The sequence below is a fragment of the Vibrio sp. KUL78 genome (genome assembly GCF_059725505.1).
The window spans coordinates 2516567-2537890 of record NZ_AP045837.1 but is presented as its reverse complement, the minus strand read 5'-3'; the positions used below and the strand labels follow the sequence as shown (position 1 = coordinate 2537890).

Sequence of the window (21324 nt, the reverse complement as noted above, 5' to 3'; positions counted from 1 at the left end):
CAACATGATTATTGAATACGAAGAAAAACTACTTGAAACCATCGACTCGCGCATCCAGGACGCATCCGACGATGAACTGTTTGCTGGTGGCTATTTACGCGGGCACATTTCACTGTCAGCCGCGTCTTGTGAAGAAGAAGGCGTATCAGATCTCGGTGAATTTAAAACACGTATCCAAGCAAGCCTTGATGACGCTAAATCTGAACTGACACCAGCTGACCGTATCATTGTTAATGATCTTTGGACAGAATTGCAGTCGGCTATCTAGTCGTTTTATATCGCGTTAACCAGTGCTTGTTCGAAAAATTTGATGAACTAGATTAGATCGCCGCTCTTGTTGTAATGTGGAGATAGATTAACCTTTAAGCATCAATACGAAACGCATAACGCGTTGTGATTAAAAAGGAATCTGTTATGAAAGTTATCGCATTTGGCGCAAGCACCAGCAGCACTTCTATCAACAAAGCTCTAGCAACGTATGCTGCCGGATTAATTGAAGGCGCTGACGTCGAGGTGCTCGACCTTGCTCAGTTTGACGTTCCGCTATTTTCAGAAGATAAAGAGAAAGAGATTGGTCAGGCTGAGGGTGCGAAAGCATTTCTAGAAGCGATTCAACGAGCAGATGCCTTGGTGATTTCCTTCGCTGAGCATAACGGTCATCACCCAGCAGCCTACAAGAACTTGTTCGATTGGGCGACGCGCATTGACCGCGAGGTGTTCAAAGGAATTCCTGCACTGTATCTCGCGACATCACCAGGACCAGGCGGCGCCTCGAATGTTCTAGCGGCAGCGACGAATTCTGCCCCGTATTTTGGTGGCAATGTTAAAGCGAGTGTTTCTGTACCAAGCTTTTATGATGTGTTCGACCTAGAAGCAGGCAAACTAATCGACAGCGTACTGATAGACAAGATAGAGTCAGCGATAAAACAGCTGTAATAGTAATTGAAACCAAGGCGCCTCAATGGGCGCCTTTGTTTTAGGTTAAGCCCTTCAATTGATTCTGTATCAAAACTCTGTGAGAACATTCGCGCTCGATATTGGCATTCCTAGATTCAGAGAGTACTCTAGCCAGAGCAAAAAATAGAATGATAAACAAAGGAATATCTATGCTCCAGCTAGCAATTATTGGCACAAACTGGATAAGTGAAAAGTTTGCTCAGGCTGCCTTACAATCGGAAAAATACGTTATCCGCGGTGTCTATTCACGTTCCTTAGCTAAAGCGCAAGAGTTTGGTGCCCCTTTAGGCGCAAACTTGTTCTTCGATTCAATACAAGCGCTAGGACAAAGTGAAGAGATTGACGCAGTCTACATTGCATCGCCAAACAGCCTTCATTGCGTTCAAGCGACTGAGTTAATGTCAGCCGGTAAACACATTATTTGTGAAAAGCCGATGGCATCAAACCTCGCCGAGGTTGAGCGAATGTTTGAGGTAGCCAAAGCAAACAATGTGGTGTTGATGGAGGCGTTTAAAACCGCTTATCTACCTAACTTTATTGAAGCCAAGAAATCGTTACTGAGTTTGGGTAAGCTGCATAAAGCGCACTTAACCTACTGCCAATACTCCTCTCGCTATCAAAAGTACTTAGATGGTGAGAATCCAAATACCTTTAATCCAGAGTTCTCGAACGGCTCGATTATGGATATCGGTTTCTACTCGGTGGCTGCGGCGGTGGAGTTGTTTGGAGCGCCAAGCCAGGTGCAAGCCAGTGCGCATTTGTTAGAGTCCGGTGTCGATGCCCACGGTAGCGTTCTTCTACGTTACCCTGATTTTGATGTGACATTAAGCCACTCTAAAGTAAGCAACAGTTACTCAACGAGTGAAGTACAAGGTGAAGAGGGGAGTCTGATACTGCCAGATTTCTCAGAATGTAATGGCTTTGAACTGCAAGTGCGAAATGGTGAACGTCAATCAGTCAGTGTTGAGCAGGTTGACAACAGTATGATGTATGAGGCTTTAGCTTTTGCTGCAGCAGTGGAAAAGGGTGAAATGGAGGCTGATGCAACACAGCGCTCACTCACCATAGCTAAAATTATTACCGAAGTTCGCCGTCAGACTGGCGTTGTGTTTCCTGCGGACAGCGAATAGAAAAGCAAAGAGTCGGGCAGTGGGTCCGACTCTTTGCTTGATTAACTTCAGAGCTAAGCTTTTTGATGTCCTGAGCGGTCTCGTGTTGCCATGCCGTTGTCAATAATCTTTGACTTACCCAATCCGATAAACACCATCACGGTCGCCACTACGATACACACCGCACCCACGCCAACTTGTCCCTGGAAATCACCCGTTGCCGTCGCCGCTTGTGCCACAATTGGACCTGCTGCAAGACCAACGGTACCGATCTCTGGGCCATAAGAGCTGAAGTAGCCCGATTTATCGGTAGTTGCCAGTGCTGTGTAGTAACGGGCGTACATCATATTCCACAGCATAATGTAGAAGGCAGAGAAGCCTAAAAACGAGGTGGTGTCGTTTGTGCTTGCCATTCCAAAACAGACAGCGGCATTAATTACACTCAGAGATACAATAATGGTGGTATGGCTGTATTTTTTATCTACGACAGCCGTTAGGATGCCACCAATGACTGCCATTACTGAACCGACCGCCAACACTAGACCAACATCTTCTGTGGAAGCTTGCATGTCTGCGCCAATAATTTCGATGTAAGGGTAGATGATGCCAAGACTCAAGCTATACACCAAGAACGCACCGCCAACCCAAATCATAGGCACAACGTACTTCTTCTTGTCGACTGTGTCGCCATGTGCGGTCGAAATCTGCTTGTCTTTCTCGACGCGTCCGTTGTCTGGGTAAAACCAAAAGGCCACCAAGCAAGGTGCTGACGCAAACATAAAGAATTGGTACAGCGCATTAAGACCGAACTCTGCCATCAACTCTGGAATAAGAATGAACCAAGTGATGAGCCAAACGTTCAGCGCGGCAATCATGTAACCAAAGTTACGTCCTGGATGTTTGGTAACACTCATACCAACAAGACCGAGTGAGTAGCCGATGCCTTGTCCACTACCAGCAAGTAGGCGACTTGCGATAAAGCTATCGAAATCTTGTGCGGTCATGCTCATGTAGTTACCGGCAATAAGTGCGATGGCCGCGAGATAACCGATGTATCGCCAATTTACGCGACGAATAAGAAGTAAAGAGAAGAGTAGAGAAGAGAGTGCAGTGGCGAGGAGTTCATACATGGCGATGCTTTCTATCTGAGCATCATCTAGTGCCATGGCTTCAGCGGCGCCACCGAGCATAAAGGGTAAAAAGTTAAACGCGTTGGGGGCAAACATCACCAGCATCATGGCGGCGATGATGAGCGCCTTTGAGTCGATCGTCCGTGTTGGGCTAACAAGGTTTTTTAGCATACTAAGCTCCTATCCATCCTAGAACAGCTTTGTTATAGATATGTTAATAGTGAGCATTTTTTAGCAATGACTGAAGTACCCATTTGGGTTACAGAAATGTTAATTAGTGTAATTGTTGTGTTTCATGTCAAAAGCCTTGTGATGATGAGCAAAAGTTCGCTGCTTTAGCGTGTCACCCATTCGGGTTACAAGCTGATCGAATATTTGAAGCCGTGAGCACATTGTGACGAGAAACTTGAAGGTATCCCTTTAAATCGGGGGTAATTTACTTTTTATCAGCAACTATTTTTGTCAGGATGTTAGAAATAATATACTCAATTATGCATTCCAATCGATGATTCGAATAGATCTAATGCTGACGCGTTTAATCCTCTGGAGGGTCAAGGATCGCTCACTTGAGCTGACATTGAGAAGCATGGTAATTGAATAGGCATGTGAAGTTAAGATAAGGAGTGTCTATGTCTGAGACCAAAACACAGTCCGAGAGCGTAGAGGCTTGGTCGGAGTTCAATCAATACTATCCTCCCTTGATTGCCTCTATCGGAGAGAGCGATTTTCTAGACCGTTTATCTGAACTTGCTACCGCACTCGTCGACTACGATAGCTTGGTGGTGATGAGCTTCAGTACCGACAAGGCGCCTGTGGTGCTTCATAACGACTCGAGTTACTTCAAAGACCAAGTCATCGACAAAGACTTTATGGGAGCGATGGTTCTCGATCCTTTCTATCAGTTAATTAGAAGGGGAGTCCGTCAAGGGATATTTCGCTTAGAAGATATTGCTCCCGATGAGTTTTACAGCAGTGACTACTACAACAAGATCTACAAGCAGACAGGCTTGCAAAAAGAAATAGGGATTATCTCTAGCTGCAACGATGAGTTTTGCTTGGTGCTCTCGATTGGGCTGCGGAACAAAGCAGATGTTGAAGTCGATGAGCTCAAACGTTTAAACACGTTTTATCGTCTGATTCAGTGCGCCATCTGCAAGCACTTTGAGGTTGGCCACCCTGAGCAGCGCACCATTGGGCATCAATTGAATGATATTTTTAGTAACTTTGGTAAAGACTTCTTGAGCGAGAGGGAGTGTCAGGTAACGCAACTGGTGTTGCAAGGATACTCTACCAAGGCTATTGCGCCTCTATTAGAGGTGAGCACTGAGACGGTCAAGGTGTATCGAAAGCGTATTCACAATAAGTTAAAAATATCTTCCCAATCAGAGCTGTTTTCGTTGTTCTTAGAGGCGGCATCGACGGTGCCTGCAGATAGCAATATCGATCCACTTACGGTTTACTTTGGTGGTAAGAACGTTCACTAGTGAATCGTCCCCTATAAGGGTTATTGGGTTAAATGTTAAATATATTTAACATAGTGGGTGTTGGAACCAGTAACCGCCTTCGAACAGCGCTTGCTAGTGACACATCTCCTTATCTGAGCGCACGCTTGAGCCGCGTGGCGCCATCAGTTTACCCGATCTCTTGGTAGTCAGAGATCGGGTTTTTTTTGTGATCTCAATCCTAGGATGAACTCAACGTGTCAGTTCGAATGTGACTTTGTTCACGTTTGGATTTTTTGTGGTGTTTGATAATTCTGGCGGGTCGGTAAAATGAAAACGAATTGTTAAATATGTCGTTCCTTTTATGGAGGATTGTGCTGTTTAATGATTTGATTTTAGAACTATCAATATATATTTCTGGTGATAATTTTCTAAATAGAAGGAAAATATCGCCTTTGGACTATGTTGCAGAGCTTTTACCTAATTTTTATTAGGCTCAGGAGAATTATGCCATTTTTGCTACAAAAATATGGCAAATTCCTTTGAAGATTGGTAATGTGGTCCGCAATCTTTGTATGGATTTAGAATTTTGTGCTCATTTTTTAAGCTAAATAATTCTAAAATGCTGGCCGTTCTAGCAATCCTACAAAGAAGTCATGGATGCAATAATAAAACTTGGAGTTAAATACATGTACAAGAATAAGATCACGCAAGCCCTTCTTCTAGGTGCTGGCATGGCAGTGGCTGCCACTTCTTTTTCTACTCTTGCCGCAGATGTTCCAGCTGGCACGAAACTAGCAGAAAAACAAGAGCTTGTTCGTGGTAACGGTACCGAGGTAGCAACACTCGATCCGCACAAATCTCAAGGTGTTCCTGAGTCTCACGTAATTCGTGACCTTCTAGAAGGCCTAGTAAACCAAGATGCAAACGGCAAGACCATCCCTGGTGTTGCGACTTCTTGGGAAACCGAAGACAACCAAACCTTCACTTTCCACCTACGCAAAGACGCAAAATGGTCTAACGGCGACCCTGTAACTGCAAACGACTTCGTTTACAGCTTCCAGCGCGCGGTTGATCCAGCGACAGCTTCTCCATACGCTTGGTACATGGAATACACCAAGATGGCGAACGCAAAAGACATCGTTGCTGGTAAAAAAGACAAGAGCGAGCTAGGTGTTAAAGCGGTTGACGACTACACACTAGAAGTAACGCTAGACACAGCTGTTCCTTACTTCGTAATGATGATGGGTCACACAACGGTTAAGCCTGTTCACAAAGCGACGGTAGAGAAGTTCGGTGATCAGTGGACTAAACCAGAAAACTTCGTTGGTAACGGTGCATTCGTTCCTAACAAGTGGGTAGTGAACGAGCGTCTAGAGCTAGTTCGTAACGCAAACTACTGGGATAACGACTCAACAGTTCTTAACAAGGTAACTTTCCTACCTATCGAGAACCAAGTTGCAGAAATGAACCGTTTCCTTTCTGGCGAGCTAGACTTCACATACGAAGTTCCTAACGAGCACTTCCGTCGTCTACAGAAAGATTACGCTGAAGATGTAAACATCAAGGGTAACCTGTGTACGTACTACTACCAGTTCAACGCACAGAAAGCACCTTTCAACGATGTTCGCGTTCGTAAAGCAATGTCTTACGCAATGGACCGTGATATCGTAACTAAAGCGATTCTAGGTCAAGGCCAGAAGCCAGCTTACTTCCTAACTCCAGAGATCACTGCAGGCTTCGACCCTGTAACTCCAGAGTACGGTCAAATGTCTCAAAAAGAGCGTATCGCTGAAGCGAAACGTCTTCTTGAAGAAGCAGGTTACACGAAGAGCAACCCTCTAGAATTCGACCTACTTTACAACACATCTGAAAACCACAAGAAGATTGCTGTAGCAATCGCGTCTATGTGGAAGAAAGAGCTAGGCATCAATGCGAAGCTTGAAAACCAAGAGTGGAAATCTTACCTAGACAGCAAAGACAGCGGCGATTTTGACGTTGCACGTGCTGGCTGGTGTGGTGACTACAACGAAGCGTCTTCATTCCTAACATTGATGGTAAGTCAGAACACGACTGCGGGTCAGCACTATAAGAGCGCTGAGTACGACAAAGTTATCGATAAAGCACTGCACTCTACTTCAGAAGAAGAGCGTACAGCACTTTACATCGAAGCTGAGAAAATCCTAGCGAAAGATATGCCAATCGCGCCTATCTATCAGTACGTTACAACACGTCTTGTATCTCCACAGCTTGGTGGTTACCCAGAAGGTAACGCAGAAGATAAGATCTACTCAAAAGATCTCTACATCAAAGCTAAGTAATTCTATATAAAAAAAATAACGAACTAAGACACTGTGTGTGCATCTAGCACACGCAGCGTCTTCTTATTATTAATTGTCACAGACTGGATGGATGAGTTTATGATTAAATTCATACTTAAACGGATATTTGAAGCAATACCGACACTGTTGGTATTGATTACTGTCTCATTTTTCTTGATGCGTTTCGCACCAGGTAACCCTTTTTCAAGTGAGCGCCCACTTCCACCGGAAGTTATGGCGAACATCGAAGCAAAATATGGCTTAGATAAGCCAGTGTTTGAGCAGTACACCACGTACCTCACAAACATCATTCAAGGCGACTTCGGGCCTTCATTTAAATATCAAGATTACACGGTAAACGAGCTTATTTCTGTAGCATTACCGGTATCAGCTAAAGTAGGTCTCATCGCCTTTATCTTTACCGTCATTATGGGTGTCACGGTCGGTACGATTGCCGCCTTACGGCAGAATACATGGCTCGACTATACGATTATGTCGACCGCCATGCTCGGGGTCGTTATGCCCTCGTTTGTACTGGCACCCGCTCTAATTTATCTGTTCTCTTTGCATTGGAATCTCTTCCCTGCTGGTGGTTGGCATGACGGCGGCTTCCAATACATCGTATTGCCAGTGATCGCTATGTCATTGCTGTATGTCGCAACATTTGCGCGTATCACTCGCGGTAGCATGATTGAGACATTGAACAGTAACTTTATCCGTACTGCCCGAGCGAAAGGCTTGAGCTACAGATACATTGTTCTGAAACATGCGTTGAAGCCTGCGTTGCTGCCGGTTGTTTCATACATGGGGCCAGCGTTTGTGGGTATCATTACTGGTTCGGTGGTTGTTGAAACTATCTTCGGTCTACCAGGTATCGGTAAGCTGTTCGTGAATGCGGCATTTAACCGTGACTATTCGTTAGTAATGGGTGTGACCATTCTTATTGGTTTCCTATTCATTCTATTTAACGCCATCGTAGATATTCTGCTTGCGATGATCGACCCGAAAATTCGTTACTAAGGGAGAGTGGTAATGATGCTAACGAAAAAAGAAAACTTAGAAGCGGTAGAGAAGTTTTCAGAGAACCTAGAAATTGAAGGTCGTAGTTTGTGGCAAGACGCGCGCATCCGCTTTATGCGCAACAAAGCTGCGATGGTCAGTTTATTTATCCTGTTTGTTATGACGATGGCGGTTATCTTTCTGCCAATGATCGCACCCTACACCTACGATGATACGGATTGGTATGCGATGCACGCCGCGCCAAGTGCTGAGCACTGGTTTGGTACAGATAGCCTCGGGCGTGACCTGTATGTTCGTACCCTTATCGGTGGTCGAATCTCGCTAATGGTGGGTGTACTTGGTGCTTTTGTTGCAGTACTGATTGGTACGCTTTACGGCGCGGCATCAGGCTTTATTGGCGGTAAAGTTGACCGAGTTATGATGCGTATCCTTGAGATCCTATACGCAGTACCATTCATGTTCCTAGTCATCGTACTAGTGACCTTCTTTGGTCGTAACATTGTACTTATCTTTGTCGCTATCGGTGCGATTGCATGGCTGGACATGGCGCGCATTGTACGTGGTCAAACCCTAAGCTTGCGCAGCAAAGAGTTTATTGAAGCGGCACACGTATCGGGCGTAAGCACATGGCGCATTATTACGCGTCACATTGTTCCTAACGTACTCGGTATCGTAGCGGTTTACTCAACGCTTCTTATTCCAAGCATGATCCTAACGGAATCATTCTTGTCATTCCTTGGTCTTGGTGTTCAAGAGCCAATGACGAGCTGGGGCGCACTTCTTCAAGAAGGCTCTCAAACGATGGAAGTTGCTATTTGGCAGCTAACTTACCCAGCAATCTTCATGGTGGTAACACTATTCTGCTTTAACTATGTGGGCGACGGTCTTCGTGACGCGTTGGATCCAAAAGACAGATAATAACGATTAAGGAAGTACTATGAGCTTATTAGATGTAAAAGATCTGCGTGTCGAATTTAAAACGCAGGACGGTATTGTAACCGCAGTTAACGATTTAAACTTCTCACTGAACCAAGGTGAAACGCTTGGTATCGTAGGTGAGTCCGGTTCAGGTAAATCTCAGACTGTATTCTCAATCATGGGTTTGCTCGCGAAAAACGGTATTGTATCGGGCAGTGCTCAGTTCGAGGGTCGTGAAATCCTTAACCTACCTGAGAAAGAGCTGAACAAAGTTCGTGCTGAGCAGATTGCGATGATCTTCCAGGATCCAATGACCTCACTTAACCCTTACATGAAGGTGAGTGATCAGCTAATGGAAGTACTGATGCTGCACAAAGGCATGGGTAAAGCGGAAGCATTTGAAGAATCTGTTCGCATGCTAGAAGCGGTTAAGATTCCTGAAGCACGTAAGCGTATTACCATGTATCCGCATGAGTTTTCAGGCGGTATGCGTCAGCGTGTAATGATTGCGATGGCACTGCTTTGTCGTCCAAAGCTTCTGATTGCCGATGAGCCGACAACGGCACTCGACGTAACCGTTCAGGCACAGATCATGGATCTTCTGAACGAACTAAAAACCGAGTTCAATACAGCAATCATTATGATTACCCACGATTTGGGCGTGGTGGCTGGTTCTTGTGACAAAGTACTTGTGATGTATGCTGGTCGTACTATGGAGTACGGTACCGTTGACGAGATCTTCTACAACCCAAGTCACCCGTATGCAGAGGGTCTGCTAAAGGCAATCCCTCGTTTGGATACCGAAGGTGAAATCCTGCCTACGATTCCAGGCAACCCACCTAACTTGCTACGTCTGCCACCAGGCTGTCCTTACCAAGAGCGTTGCCACCGTGCAACACCTCAGTGCAGCGTGGAAGCACCAAAGCTAGAGAACTTTGGTCAAGGTCGTCAACGTGCGTGTTTTTCTGATTGGGAGGCTTGGGCCAAATGAATGCAATGACAAATAACAAAGAACTTCTTTTAGACGTTAAAGACCTTAAGGTTCACTTTAGCATTGCTTCTAAGTCCGCATGGCCTTGGAGCAAGCCTTCTAACCTAAAAGCTGTCGACGGTGTTAACGTACGTTTATACGAAGGCGAGACACTGGGCGTTGTAGGTGAGTCTGGTTGTGGTAAATCTACGTTTGCTCGTGCCATCATTGGCCTTGTAGAAGCGACGGACGGCGAAGTAATGTGGCTTGGTCAAGATCTGACTAAGATGCAAGCGGTTCAGCGTCGTAATACGCGTAAAGAAATCCAAATGATTTTCCAGGATCCTTTGGCGTCGCTTAACCCGCGTATGACAGTGGGCGACATCATCGCAGAGCCTCTAGAGACCTTCTATCCAGAACTCTCTAAGCAAGAAGTAAAGGATCGCGTTAAGGAAATGATGGCTAAGGTAGGTCTACTACCAAACGTTATCAACCGTTACCCTCACGAATTCTCGGGTGGTCAGTGTCAGCGTATCGGTATTGCTCGTGCACTTATCCTAAAGCCTAAGATGATCATCTGTGATGAACCAGTATCAGCACTAGACGTATCGATTCAGGCTCAGGTTGTTAACCTTCTTAAAGAGCTACAAAAAGAGTTAGGTTTGAGCTTGGTTTTCATTGCCCACGATTTGTCGGTAGTAAAACACATCTCTGATCGCGTATTGGTTATGTACCTAGGTAACGCCGTTGAACTTGGTGAAGCCGAGGCACTGTTTGCTGACCCGAAACACCCGTATACACGAGCGTTGATGTCTGCAGTACCAATCCCAGATCCAAAGATTGAGCGCTCAAAGACGATTCAAATGCTTGAGGGTGATTTGCCTTCACCAATTAACCCACCATCGGGTTGTGTGTTCCGCACGCGCTGTCCACAAGCGACAGAGCAGTGCGCACAACAAAAACCAACAATACAGGGAACGGACGTACACGCAGTGTCGTGCCTAAACGTTAGCGTTTAGTGTATCCCAGTAATCGAATAGCAAGGAACGCCCTAACGGTATGTGTGAGCTGTTAGGGCCGCTATTTTCAGCCTGTGACGGGCCTAAGCGCGACGAGTAAGTTTAGTCGCGCTTTTTTTGTATCTGTCATCCCGCAAGTTATTTATTTTCTTGTCACGCTGCCTGTTATTCAAAGATTTTGAACGACATAGTTAAAGGCACCCACTGAAGTTTGTAACCTTTCCGCTCTATACTTTTTTCATCAAAATCATAACGAGGAAGAAAGTCATGGGTAAATTAGTGGATGGTGTTTGGCATGATGTTTGGTATGACACCAAATCCTCTGGTGGTAAGTTCGTGCGCGAAGACGCAGGATTTCGCAACTGGGTTGAGAACCGAGCAGACGCGGAGTTCCAACCAGAGTCGGGCCGTTACCACCTATATGTATCCCTCGCTTGCCCTTGGGCACACAGAACCTTGATATTCCGATCTCTAAAAGGATTGGAGAAACACATCGATGTGACTGTCGTATGCCCAGATATGCTATCTGAAGGTTGGACTTTTGGTTTGCCAGAGCCGCTTTTTGGCTTTACCAAGCTTCACCAGATTTACACTCAAGCTAAATCGGACTACACCGGCCGTGTGACTGTTCCGGTGCTTTGGGATAAGAAAACCAATACGATTGTTAGCAACGAATCGTCTGAAATCATTCGCATGTTTAACACGGCGTTCAATGACCTTACTGGAAATCATGACGACTATTACCCAGACTCACTTCGCGCGGGGATTGACCAGTGGAATGAGTTCGTTTATCCAAACATTAATAATGGTGTCTATCGCTGCGGCTTTGCTACCACTCAAGAAGCCTATGAAGATGCGTTCCACGGTTTGTTTGACGCCTTGGACAAGGTCGAGGCCCACCTGGCCACATCGCGTTATCTGGTGGGTGATACCCTGACAGAAGCTGATTGGCGCCTATTTACCACGCTAGTGAGATTTGATGCGGTTTACGTAGGGCATTTCAAATGCAATAAAAAGCGCATTGCCGATTACCCAAATATTCAAGGGTATCTGAAGGAGCTGTATCAAGTAGAAGGTGTCAGCGCAACGACGGATCTTTATCACATCAAGAGACACTACTACTTCAGCCATACGGGTATAAATCCAACACAAGTCGTGCCATTAGGACCTGAACTTGACCTTGATTCACCTCACGGACGTGAATCGATTGGTGGCTGAGAAGTGATTGAGAGACCATCATGAGAGACAGTAACTAGTGACAGATGGCCAGAAACAAAAAAACCGACTCGGATGAGTCGGTTTTTCTTTTGTATGGTGGGGGGGGACGGATTCGAACCATCGAAGGCAGTGCCGGCAGATTTACAGTCTGCTCCCTTTGGCCACTCGGGAACCCCCCCGGGGGTTTTTATACTTGGTCGATGTTTTCCCAACGCGTCGATTCAAGTTGGCTAGCTGATATCACCAACTAACAAAATATGGTGGGGGGGGACGGATTCGAACCATCGAAGGCAGTGCCGGCAGATTTACAGTCTGCTCCCTTTGGCCACTCGGGAACCCCCCAGGGGTTTTTATACTTGGTCGATGTTTTCCCAACGCGTCGATTCAAGTTGGTTAGCTGACATCATCAACTAACAAAATGTGGTGGGGGGGGACGGATTCGAACCATCGAAGGCAGTGCCGGCAGATTTACAGTCTGCTCCCTTTGGCCACTCGGGAACCCCCCCAGGGGTTTTTATACTTGGTCGATGTTTTCCCAACGCGTCGATTCAAGTTGGTTAGCTGACATCATCAACTAACAAAATGTGGTGGGGGGGGACGGATTCGAACCATCGAAGGCAGTGCCGGCAGATTTACAGTCTGCTCCCTTTGGCCACTCGGGAACCCCCCAGGGGTTTTTATACTTGGTCGATGTTTTCCCAACGCGTCGATTCAAGTTGGTTAGCTGACATCATCAACTAACAAAATGTGGTGGGGGGGGACGGATTCGAACCATCGAAGGCAGTGCCGGCAGATTTACAGTCTGCTCCCTTTGGCCACTCGGGAACCCCCCAGGGTTTTATACTTGTTTGATGTTTTCCCAACGCATCACTCAAGTTCGGAGCGCATCATAACAAACTGCGTATGGCTGTAAACCCTTTTTTGCTGATTTTGAACTGAATGGTGCCTTTTTGGGCAGAGACGGCTAAAAAGCGTGTTTTTAGTCATTATTATTTATACAGCAGCGAGTTATATTGGTTCTACGCCAACACGGGTACAAAAGATTAGCCACAATTGTAAATAGATTAGCGCGTTAAGATTTACACTTCTTGACGTTATAGGGCGTATAACTCGCTAGAATAACCATAGTTTTTACACTAAAAGACACACACAATGAAAAATAAAACCATAATGGGTTTGCTGGCACTGTCTATTCTCTGTGTTTCACCAGCAACCCTAGCCAAAGGAAAGGCTGGCGCGAGGGCGGTTTCAGTCGTGACTGAGCAAGTCGCCATTCATCAAGTTTCCCAGTCACTGTCTCTTGTTGGCAAATTAGAAGCTGACGAATCCGTGATTATCTCTTCTGAAGTCAATGGCATTGTCGACCGCATTCAAGTTACGGCAAACCAAACCGTTGAAAAGGGACAGCTCCTGGTCCAATTGAACGACGACAAAGCGCTGGCGGCGGTTGCAGAAGCAAAAGCTTACGTCCGCGACCAAAAACGTATCCTCGCAGAGTTCCAACGCCTAGTTGATCGCAACGCGATTACCAAAACGGAAATCGATGCTCAAAAGGCTGCTGTTGATATTGGTAACGCACGTCTAGATGCAGCTAATGCCAACCTTAACGACTTATATATAGAAGCCCCTTTTGCTGGCACTGTGGGTCTTATTGATTTCAGTCGCGGTAAGCTAGTGAATGTAGGTACTGAATTGCTGACACTCGATGATCTATCAACGATGCAGCTCGATCTGCAAGTCCCTGAAAGTTATCTTCCAATGCTCGAAAGGGGCATGGATGTTACCGCGCTTACTGCGGCATGGGGCTCCCGAGTATTCTCAGGTAAGGTCGTAGCGATAGATACTCGCGTGAATCAAGAAACGCTTAACCTGCGTATTCGTATTCATTTTGAAAACGAAGACCGTCGCTTAAAGCCTGGTATGCTCGCACAAGCTCGCATGGAATTTCCACCAATTGAAGCGCCAATTATCCCTGTTCAAGCATTGGAATATTCAGGCACCAAGCGCTACGTGTATGTTGTCGACGACAACAATAAGGCCCATCGTACGGAAGTCTTCCTCGGTGCTCGCGTAGGTAATCAGGTTGTGATTGAGAAAGGTATCGAGATTGGCCAGCGTATTGTGGTGCAGGGCATTGTTAACATGCGCGATGGTGTGTCAGTCTCCGAAGTCAACGCGAATGGAGAGCCAAGTGCTGCTCGCATGCAAGGCAACAACAAGCCAACGGATAAGGAAGCCAGCTAATGTTGTTATCTGATGTTTCCGTTAAACGTCCGGTAGCGGCTATCGTTCTGAGCTTGCTGCTCTGTGTGTTCGGTATCGTGTCGTTTAGCAAACTCGCCGTGCGTGAGATGCCGGATATCGAGAACCCTGTTGTCTCTATCTCTACTCGTTATGAAGGGGCTTCAGCCACTATTATCGAGAGCCAGATAACGTCGGTTATCGAAGACCAGTTATCAGGCATAAGCGGTATCGACGAGATCGAGTCGACAACACGTAATAGCATGTCTCGAATTACTGTGACGTTTGAGCTTGGCTATGACCTAAATACCGGTGTCAGTGATGTCCGTGATGCGGTAGCAAGAGCTCAGCGCTCACTGCCAGATGAAGCTGATGATCCGCTGGTGTTTAAGAACAACGGTAGTGGTGAGGCATCGCTTTACATCAACCTCAGCTCCTCTGAAATGGACCGCACCCAGTTAACCGATTACGTTAACCGTGTGCTCGTGGACCGCTTTAGTTTGATATCCGGGGTGAGCTCGGTTGATATCTCCGGCGGCCTGTATCAGGTTATGTACGTCAAACTCAAACCAGCCTTCATGGCGGGCCGTGGAGTAACAACATCGGATATCACTGCAGCACTGAGAAGTGAAAACATTGAGAGTCCGGGTGGTGAAGTTCGTAACGACGCAACCGTTATGTCGGTGCGCACTGCGCGTGCCTATAGCACTCCGGTTGACTTTGAGTATCTCGTGGTTAAGCGAGCAAGCGATAACACGCCTATCTACCTTAAAGACGTAGCTGACGTCTATGTGGGTGCCGAAAACGAAAACTCAACGTTCAAAAGCGATGGTGTCGTCAATGTGAGTATGGGTATCGTGCCACAATCTGATGCCAACCCATTGGAAGTTGCAGACCTAGTCCACAAAGAAGTTGAGCGCATGCAGCAGTTCCTTCCTGACGGGACTCGCTTGGCGATCGACTACGATTCTACCGTTTTCATCGATCGCTCGATTTCTGAGGTATACAACACCCTGTTTATCACAGGTGGATTGGTCATCCTGGTGCTTTACATCTTTATCGGTCAAGCGCGAGCGACACTTATCCCCGCTGTCACCGTACCTGTGTCTCTGATTTCATCTTTCATTGCAGCGTATTTCTTTGGCTTCTCCATTAACCTCATCACGCTAATGGCACTTATCTTGTCAATTGGCTTGGTGGTTGATGACGCCATTGTGGTTGTGGAGAACATCTTCCACCACATTGAGCGTGGCGAGTCACCGCTACTAGCTGCCTATAAAGGGACAAGAGAAGTCGGCTTCGCCGTTATCGCAACCACGCTAGTACTCGTCATGGTGTTCCTACCGATCTCCTTTATGGACGGTATGATTGGACTACTGTTCACCGAGTTCTCAGTGCTGCTTGCTATGTCGGTCATCTTCTCGTCCTTGATAGCGCTGACCCTAACGCCAGTACTTGGCAGTACTATCTTGAGAGCGAACGTAAAACCAAACCGCTTTACTCAAGCGATAGACCGCGGTTTTAGAAAGCTAGAGCGTGGCTATAAGGCGGCGCTTGCTAAAGCCCTCAAGCTGAGATGGGTTGCACCCATTGTTATTATCGCGTGTGTCGGCGGCAGCTTTCAGTTGATGCAGCACGTGCCAGCGCAGCTCACTCCATCAGAAGACCGAGGTGTTATCTTTGCCTTCGTTCGTGGTGCGGACGCGACCAGTTACAACCGCATGGCAGCCAACATGGATATCGTCGAAGATCGTCTGATGCCGTTGCTTGGTCAAGGCTTCTTGAAATCATTCAGTATTCAGTCTCCGGCCTTTGGCGGTAACGCGGGTGACCAAACTGGCTTTGTCATCATGATTTTGGAAGACTGGAACGATCGTGACGTTACCGCGTCGGAAGCATTGGGAGAAGCTCGTAAAGCGTTGGCGGGTATCGCCGATGTTCGAGTGTATCCGTTTATGCCAGGTTTCAGAGGCGGCTCCAGTGAACCAGTCCAGTTTGTTATCGGTGGCTCAGACTACTCAGAACTGCAAACTTGGGCAGATAAGCTAGAGCAAGCCGCAGAAGAATCGCCGTTTATGGAAGGGGCGAGCACTAACTATTCAGAGAAAACGCCGGAACTTGTGGTTACCATTGATCGCGAACGAGCTGCTGAGCTGGGTATTAGTGTTGCTGACATCTCAGACACCCTAGAAATCATGTTAGGCGGTAAGAGTGAGACAACCTACGTTGAGCGCGGTGAAGAGTACGATGTGTATATTCGTGGCGACGAGAACAGCTTTAACAATGCAGCTGACCTTAGTCAAATCTACATGAGAACTCAATCGGGTGAGCTGGTGACTTTGGATGCGGTGACCTCAATTGAGGAAGTGGCTTCGTCTATTCGCCTGTCTCACTACAACAAGCAAAAGGCTATCACTATTAAGGCGAACTTATCTGATGGCTATACCTTGGGTGAGGCGTTGGACTTCCTTGACCAACAAGCGATAGAGATGCTACCTGGAGATATTTCTGTAAGCTACGCCGGCGAGTCGAAAGACTTTAAAGAGAACCAATCAAGTATCTTAGTGGTGTTTGGTTTGGCTCTGCTGGTGGCTTATCTAGTACTGGCGGCCCAGTTCGAAAGCTTTGTAAACCCATTAGTGGTGATGTTTACAGTACCTATGGGGGTATTTGGTGGCTTCCTTGGCTTGGTGATCATGCAGCAAGGTCTGAACATCTATAGCCAAATTGGTATGATCATGTTGATCGGCATGGTAACCAAAAACGGTATCTTGATCGTCGAGTTTGCCAACCAACTCCGTGATAAGGGCATTGAGTTTGAGAAAGCCATCATTGATGCCTCAGCTCGACGTCTTCGTCCGATTATGATGACTGCATTTACTACACTTGCCGGTGCGATTCCGTTGATTCTGTCGACAGGGGCTGGTTATGGAAAGCCGCGTCGCGGTGGGTACAGTCATCTTCTTCGGAATGGCGTTTGCTACTCTGGTTACGCTGTTTGTGATTCCAGCGATGTATCGTCTGATTTCAGCGAGAACACAATCGCCAGGGCATGTAGAGGCAGAACTTAACAAAGCACTCAGTCATGATGTGAAAGCACGTAGCAGTCATGGTGAGTTGAGCGATGTCTAGCTAAACAAAACGTAGATAACAAATGCCCAGTTTCGACTGGGCATTTTTTTGTTTGTTGGTTAGGATGGAGATAGAAAAACCAACAATAAAGGAAAGTAGAGTGGCTGACTTCAAATACAAAGATCTCCCGCAAGACCAACAAGATAAGCTAGACGCAGCTGTATTTCGCCGCCTTCTTGCGCACTTAGATAGCAATAAGGACGTTCAAAACATCGACCTTATGATTCTGGCTGGCTTTTGCCGTAACTGCTTTAGTAAATGGTACAAAGCAGAAGCGGAAACCCAAGGTCTAGATTTAGATATCGATGACGCTCGTGAACGTGTCTATGGTATGACTTACGATGAGTGGAAAACGAACCACCAACCAAAGGCAACACCTGAACAGCTTGCCGCGTTCGAAGCGAGACAAGCGAAGAAGTAAGCGCTTGTTATCAGATACGAAAAAGGCTTGGTCAGTGACCAAGCCTTTTTGCTTTCTACGTATTTTAGCACGAGACTACGAGTCTTCGAACGACTACAGCACCATCGCTGCAATCCAACCAAACACGATAAGTGGAATGTTGTAGTGGATAAAGGTAGGAACCACTGTCTCCCAAATGTGTTCGTGCTGACCATCTGCGTTCAGACCTGAAGTTGGACCCAACGTTGAGTCAGAGGCTGGCGAACCCGCATCACCCAGCGCAGCAGCAGTACCGACAAGTGCAACAGTTGCCATTGGTGAAAAGCCGAAAGCGATAGCAAGCGGTACATAGATAGTTGCAATGATTGGAATCGTAGAGAATGAAGAGCCGATACCCATAGTGACCAAAAGACCAACGACTAGCATTAGCAGTGCCGCTAGAGGCTTGTTGTCACCAATGCTGGTGGATAGAGCTTCTACAAGAGATTCAACGCCACCAGTTTGCTTCATTACCGCAGCAAAGCCCGCTGCAGAAATCATAATAAAGCCGATCATCGCCATCATGTGAACACCTTTAGTGAACACATCTTGTGTCTCTTTCCATGCAATCACGCCGCCAAAGGTAAAGACCATGAAGCCTGCAAGTGCACCGATAATCATTGAACCTGAAGTCAACTGAACGGCTAGCGCCGCTACGATACCAGCGATAGCAATAAAGATGTTCTTCTTGTTGATGTGAGAAGGCTCTTCATCGATTTGTGTCATCTCTGTTGCAGCATACTCACGCGGTTTACGGTAGCTAAAGAAGATAGCGAGAAGTAGACCAGTGATCATGCCTAGCGCAGGAAGTAGCATCGCCATAGGGACTTGAGATGCCGTTACCGACTCTAAACCGTTGTCATGTAGGTTCTTAAGCAAGATATTGTTTAGGAAGATGCCACCAAAACCGACTGGCAGAACCATGTATGGCGTAACAAGACCAAAGGTCAACACACAAGCAACCAAACGACGATCAAGCTTGAGTTTCGCAAATACGCCTAGCAAAGGTGGAATCAAAATTGGGATAAAGGCGATATGGACAGGGATTACGTTCTGAGACGACATAGTCACAAGAATCAGCGCGACAAGAACCGCATACTTAAGACCTGTTGAGCCCGCCGAGCTTTCTTTGCCATGAATTCGCTTAATCACGCTTTGTGCAAGCAGGTCAGTAATACCAGACTTGGAAATGGCAACCGCGAAGGTACCTAGCATCGCGTAGCTCAATGCGATAGTAGCACCGCCACCAAGACCACCTTCAAAAGCACTAACTGCGTCGGTTAGTGACATACCAGAGACAACGCCACCAACGATGGCACTAAATGTTAACGCAACGACAACGTTAACGCGCATCAATGCCAGAACCAGCATGATGCAAACGGAAATAACGACAGGATTCATAATAATCTCTAAAAGTTGTGTTTGTTTATTCTTGGTTCTCGTCAACAACAGGCCAGCCACCAAGTGCTTTCCATTTGTTGACGATACGGCAAAACAGCTCAGCCGTCTTTTGGGTGTCGTAAAGAGCCGAGTGGGCTTCCTTGTTATCGAACTCCATGCCTGCGACTTTACAAGCTTTTGCCAATACCGTTTGACCAAAAGCAAGACCACTTAATGTCGCGGTATCGAAGGTAGCAAACGGGTGGAAAGGTACGCGCTTAAGTTTGGCACGCTCATTCGCCGCACTAACAAAGCTGTGATCAAAATTCGCATTGTGTGCCACCATGATTGCTCGATTACAATCGTGTTGCTTTTGCTCCTTTCGAATCACTTTGTAGATCTCTTTCAGTGCCTCTTGTTCGGAAACCGCTCCACGCAATGGGCTAAACGGGTCTCGAATACCGTTAAACTCCAACGCTTCCTTTTCTAGGTTAGCGCCTTCGAACGGTTCGATGTGATAGTGCATCACAGTGGCAGGTTGTAGGTTACCTTCTTCGTCCATCTTTAAAGTGATGGCACAGATTTCCAGTAACGCGTCAGTGCTAGCATTAAAACCTGCCGTTTCCACGTCGACAACAACGGGAAAATAACCACGGAATCGCTTTTTTAGTGTAAGAGCTTCGTTTTCTACAGACATGTTAGAGTTTTTTAATGTGACGAAGCGGGCATTATTGCAGATTCTTTCAGCATAAAAAACCAAACAACGCATTTAATTTCGGGCTTAATACCTCAACCATAGATACAGGTAATCGTTTGTATCTCATTCTTCATGACAAGTTAGTCAAAAACAGACGTTGATGTTGGCGGGATATTTGCAATGTACAAGATGGAGATCCATCTAAATGCATTAGCGGCAAGGATATGCCGCCGATGTTATTGCTATCGAGTTATCTATCTATATGAAATTAAACACTTTACTTGCCACGTTCTTGTTGCCTGCGTTAATCGCTCCTGTTGCCAATGCGGCAATTGAGAAGCGCTACGTGGCAACACCAACCCAGTCTCAATGGGAAATGGTAAGTAATACACCGTTGGAGTGCCGCCTTGTTCATCCGATCCCAAATTTTGGGGATGCGGAGTTTATTGCACGTGCGAGCAAAAAGATTAACCTCGACTTTGAACTGAAAATGCGCCGCGCAATGGGCGAAACACGCAATGTTAGCCTAGTATCCATGCCACCACCTTGGCGTCCAGGCGATAGTGCAGACCGCATCAGTAACCTACAGTTTTTCAAACAGTTTAATGGTTATGTCGGCGGACAAGCTGCATGGAGTATCTTGAGCGAGCTCGAAAAGGGACGTTATCCGACCTTTAGCTATCAAGACTGGCAGAGCCGTGATGAGCGTATCGAGGTGTCACTCTCGTCGGTATTGTTCCAAGGTAAATACAATGTATTTAGTGATTGTGTGGCTAACCTTCTGCCATACAGCTTTGAAGATATCTCGTTCACCATTCTTCACTATGACCGCAACAGCGAGCAGTTGAATAAAACCTCTCAACATCGACTACAACAGATCGCTGAGTATGTGAGATATAATCAAGATATCGACTTGGTGTTGGTGTCCACTTACACCGATTCGGGTGAGACAAGAAGTGAGAGCCAACAGCTTTCAGAAAAGCGTGCAGTGATTCTCCAAGACTATTTCCACTCGCTAGGCTTACCAAAAGATAGAATTCAGGTGCAGGGCTATGGTAAACGCAGACCGATAGCGAGCAATGAATCCCCGATTGGCAAAGCGAAGAACCAGAGGGTAGTGATTTCGTTTGGGCGGACTGAGGTTTAGTCTGTTTGATATTGGAATTTTGGAAACCAGTAGTTGTGAGGCTGCTGGTTTTTTGTTTTTGGAGTGGTTGAAAGCGGTGATTGGCTCGGTGAGTTCGATGATGCAGGTTTCAAATTTGTCGTCATTCCGCACTTGATGCGGAATCTACTTAACGCGCGTGCTGAAAGTCAAAAGGTGCGCTGTT

Annotated in this window: 16 protein-coding genes, 2 tRNA genes and 1 pseudogene; 14 read left to right on the top strand and 5 right to left on the bottom strand. The window is 46.5% G+C overall.

All coding sequences use genetic code 11. From position 1 onward, the window contains the following. Nucleotides 1-4: 4 nt before the first annotated feature. The 3 genes from AC6I8Y_RS11760 (at nucleotide 5) to AC6I8Y_RS11750 (ending at nucleotide 2087) form a co-directional block, all read left to right on the top strand. A complete protein-coding gene (locus tag AC6I8Y_RS11760; protein ID WP_234495455.1) occupies nucleotides 5-268 on the top strand; it encodes a YfcL family protein in 264 nt (87 codons plus the stop codon). 146 nt (nucleotides 269-414) lie between these two features. Next, the gene (locus tag AC6I8Y_RS11755; RefSeq protein ID WP_394150537.1) at nucleotides 415-936 is read left to right on the top strand and encodes an NADPH-dependent FMN reductase; all 522 of its coding nucleotides are present in this window, start codon (nucleotides 415-417) and stop codon (nucleotides 934-936) included. 170 nt (nucleotides 937-1106) lie between these two features. Then, nucleotides 1107-2087, top strand: coding sequence for a Gfo/Idh/MocA family protein (locus AC6I8Y_RS11750; RefSeq protein WP_394150535.1), 981 nt, complete (start codon nucleotides 1107-1109; stop codon nucleotides 2085-2087). 53 nt (nucleotides 2088-2140) lie between these two features. Here the strand turns inward: AC6I8Y_RS11750 and AC6I8Y_RS11745 are convergent, their stop codons facing one another. Further along, a complete protein-coding gene (locus AC6I8Y_RS11745) occupies nucleotides 2141-3367 on the bottom strand; it encodes an MFS transporter (protein WP_498020238.1) in 1227 nt (408 codons plus the stop codon). Between the two features lie 458 nt (nucleotides 3368-3825). On the opposite strand from AC6I8Y_RS11745, the gene AC6I8Y_RS11740 reads away from it, so the two are divergent. The 7 genes from AC6I8Y_RS11740 to AC6I8Y_RS11710 all read left to right on the top strand — a co-directional run bounded on the left by AC6I8Y_RS11740 (nucleotide 3826) and on the right by AC6I8Y_RS11710 (nucleotide 12104). Next, on the top strand, nucleotides 3826-4680 hold the full coding sequence (locus AC6I8Y_RS11740; protein WP_498020237.1) for a helix-turn-helix transcriptional regulator: 855 nt from the start codon (nucleotides 3826-3828) through the stop codon (nucleotides 4678-4680). A gap of 647 nt (nucleotides 4681-5327) precedes the next feature. Continuing rightward, nucleotides 5328-6959 (top strand): ABC transporter substrate-binding protein, encoded by a 1632-nt coding sequence (locus AC6I8Y_RS11735; protein WP_252011604.1) that lies wholly within the window; start codon nucleotides 5328-5330, stop codon nucleotides 6957-6959. A 99-nt stretch (nucleotides 6960-7058) separates the two neighbouring features. Then, nucleotides 7059-7979, top strand: a complete 921-nt coding sequence (oppB, locus tag AC6I8Y_RS11730) for an oligopeptide ABC transporter permease OppB (protein WP_042478541.1) — start codon at nucleotides 7059-7061, stop codon at nucleotides 7977-7979. A gap of 15 nt (nucleotides 7980-7994) precedes the next feature. Further along, nucleotides 7995-8897: an oligopeptide ABC transporter permease OppC gene (gene oppC / locus AC6I8Y_RS11725; RefSeq protein ID WP_394150923.1), complete on the top strand. Its 903-nt coding sequence runs from the start codon at nucleotides 7995-7997 to the stop codon at nucleotides 8895-8897. Nucleotides 8898-8916: 19 nt separating this feature from the next. Beyond that, nucleotides 8917-9888, top strand: coding sequence for an ABC transporter ATP-binding protein (locus AC6I8Y_RS11720; protein WP_042478544.1), 972 nt, complete (start codon nucleotides 8917-8919; stop codon nucleotides 9886-9888). Between the two features lie 5 nt (nucleotides 9889-9893). Next, nucleotides 9894-10886: a murein tripeptide/oligopeptide ABC transporter ATP binding protein OppF gene (oppF, locus tag AC6I8Y_RS11715; protein ID WP_042478566.1), complete on the top strand. Its 993-nt coding sequence runs from the start codon at nucleotides 9894-9896 to the stop codon at nucleotides 10884-10886. Between the two features lie 267 nt (nucleotides 10887-11153). Next, nucleotides 11154-12104, top strand: a complete 951-nt coding sequence (locus AC6I8Y_RS11710; RefSeq protein ID WP_394150528.1) for a glutathione S-transferase family protein — start codon at nucleotides 11154-11156, stop codon at nucleotides 12102-12104. Between the two features lie 94 nt (nucleotides 12105-12198). On the opposite strand, the gene AC6I8Y_RS11705 is transcribed toward AC6I8Y_RS11710, so the two are convergent. Next, a tRNA-Tyr gene (locus tag AC6I8Y_RS11705) sits at nucleotides 12199-12283 on the bottom strand. A 242-nt stretch (nucleotides 12284-12525) separates the two neighbouring features. Next, nucleotides 12526-12610, bottom strand: a tRNA-Tyr gene (locus AC6I8Y_RS11700). A 646-nt stretch (nucleotides 12611-13256) separates the two neighbouring features. Here AC6I8Y_RS11700 and AC6I8Y_RS11695 point away from each other — a divergent pair. The 3 genes and pseudogenes from AC6I8Y_RS11695 (at nucleotide 13257) to AC6I8Y_RS11685 (ending at nucleotide 17898) form a co-directional block, all read left to right on the top strand. After that, entirely contained in the window at nucleotides 13257-14348 is a 1092-nt protein-coding gene (locus tag AC6I8Y_RS11695) for an efflux RND transporter periplasmic adaptor subunit (protein WP_498020236.1), read from the top strand. Beyond that, a pseudogene (vexH, locus tag AC6I8Y_RS11690) lies at nucleotides 14348-17477 on the top strand (vibriobactin export RND transporter permease subunit VexH). The gene AC6I8Y_RS11695 and the pseudogene vexH overlap by 1 nt, the downstream one beginning before the upstream one ends. 100 nt (nucleotides 17478-17577) lie before the next feature. After that, nucleotides 17578-17898: a DUF1244 domain-containing protein gene (locus AC6I8Y_RS11685; RefSeq protein WP_042476594.1), complete on the top strand. Its 321-nt coding sequence runs from the start codon at nucleotides 17578-17580 to the stop codon at nucleotides 17896-17898. A 93-nt stretch (nucleotides 17899-17991) separates the two neighbouring features. On the opposite strand, the gene AC6I8Y_RS11680 is transcribed toward AC6I8Y_RS11685, so the two are convergent. Both AC6I8Y_RS11680 and rnt read right to left on the bottom strand, forming a co-directional pair. After that, the gene (locus AC6I8Y_RS11680) at nucleotides 17992-19317 is read right to left on the bottom strand and encodes a Na+/H+ antiporter family protein (RefSeq protein WP_234495464.1); all 1326 of its coding nucleotides are present in this window, start codon (nucleotides 19315-19317) and stop codon (nucleotides 17992-17994) included. 25 nt (nucleotides 19318-19342) lie between these two features. After that, nucleotides 19343-19993: a ribonuclease T gene (gene rnt, locus AC6I8Y_RS11675; RefSeq protein ID WP_128648628.1), complete on the bottom strand. Its 651-nt coding sequence runs from the start codon at nucleotides 19991-19993 to the stop codon at nucleotides 19343-19345. Nucleotides 19994-20255: 262 nt separating this feature from the next. Here rnt and motY point away from each other — a divergent pair, with 262 nt between their 5' ends. Further along, nucleotides 20256-21140, top strand: a complete 885-nt coding sequence (gene motY / locus AC6I8Y_RS11670; RefSeq protein ID WP_394151753.1) for a flagellar protein MotY — start codon at nucleotides 20256-20258, stop codon at nucleotides 21138-21140. The last annotated feature ends 184 nt before the right edge of the window (nucleotides 21141-21324 follow it).

Excerpts from the sequence above, each read along its gene's own strand:
- oppB (WP_042478541.1), top strand. The coding sequence starts at position 7,059 with ATGATTAAATTCATACTTAAACGGATATTTGAAGCAATACCGACACTG.
- AC6I8Y_RS11710 (WP_394150528.1), top strand. The coding sequence starts at position 11,154 with ATGGGTAAATTAGTGGATGGTGTTTGGCATGATGTTTGGTATGACACC.
- oppC (WP_394150923.1), top strand. The coding sequence starts at position 7,995 with ATGCTAACGAAAAAAGAAAACTTAGAAGCGGTAGAGAAGTTTTCAGAG.
- AC6I8Y_RS11740 (WP_498020237.1), top strand. The coding sequence starts at position 3,826 with ATGTCTGAGACCAAAACACAGTCCGAGAGCGTAGAGGCTTGGTCGGAG.
- motY (WP_394151753.1), top strand. The coding sequence starts at position 20,256 with ATGAAATTAAACACTTTACTTGCCACGTTCTTGTTGCCTGCGTTAATC.
- AC6I8Y_RS11750 (WP_394150535.1), top strand. The coding sequence starts at position 1,107 with ATGCTCCAGCTAGCAATTATTGGCACAAACTGGATAAGTGAAAAGTTT.
- AC6I8Y_RS11695 (WP_498020236.1), top strand. The coding sequence starts at position 13,257 with ATGAAAAATAAAACCATAATGGGTTTGCTGGCACTGTCTATTCTCTGT.
- AC6I8Y_RS11745 (WP_498020238.1), bottom strand. The coding sequence starts at position 3,367 with ATGCTAAAAAACCTTGTTAGCCCAACACGGACGATCGACTCAAAGGCG.
- AC6I8Y_RS11760 (WP_234495455.1), top strand. The coding sequence starts at position 5 with ATGATTATTGAATACGAAGAAAAACTACTTGAAACCATCGACTCGCGC.
- rnt (WP_128648628.1), bottom strand. The coding sequence starts at position 19,993 with ATGTCTGTAGAAAACGAAGCTCTTACACTAAAAAAGCGATTCCGTGGT.
- AC6I8Y_RS11720 (WP_042478544.1), top strand. The coding sequence starts at position 8,917 with ATGAGCTTATTAGATGTAAAAGATCTGCGTGTCGAATTTAAAACGCAG.
- oppF (WP_042478566.1), top strand. The coding sequence starts at position 9,894 with ATGACAAATAACAAAGAACTTCTTTTAGACGTTAAAGACCTTAAGGTT.
- AC6I8Y_RS11735 (WP_252011604.1), top strand. The coding sequence starts at position 5,328 with ATGTACAAGAATAAGATCACGCAAGCCCTTCTTCTAGGTGCTGGCATG.
- AC6I8Y_RS11755 (WP_394150537.1), top strand. The coding sequence starts at position 415 with ATGAAAGTTATCGCATTTGGCGCAAGCACCAGCAGCACTTCTATCAAC.
- AC6I8Y_RS11680 (WP_234495464.1), bottom strand. The coding sequence starts at position 19,317 with ATGAATCCTGTCGTTATTTCCGTTTGCATCATGCTGGTTCTGGCATTG.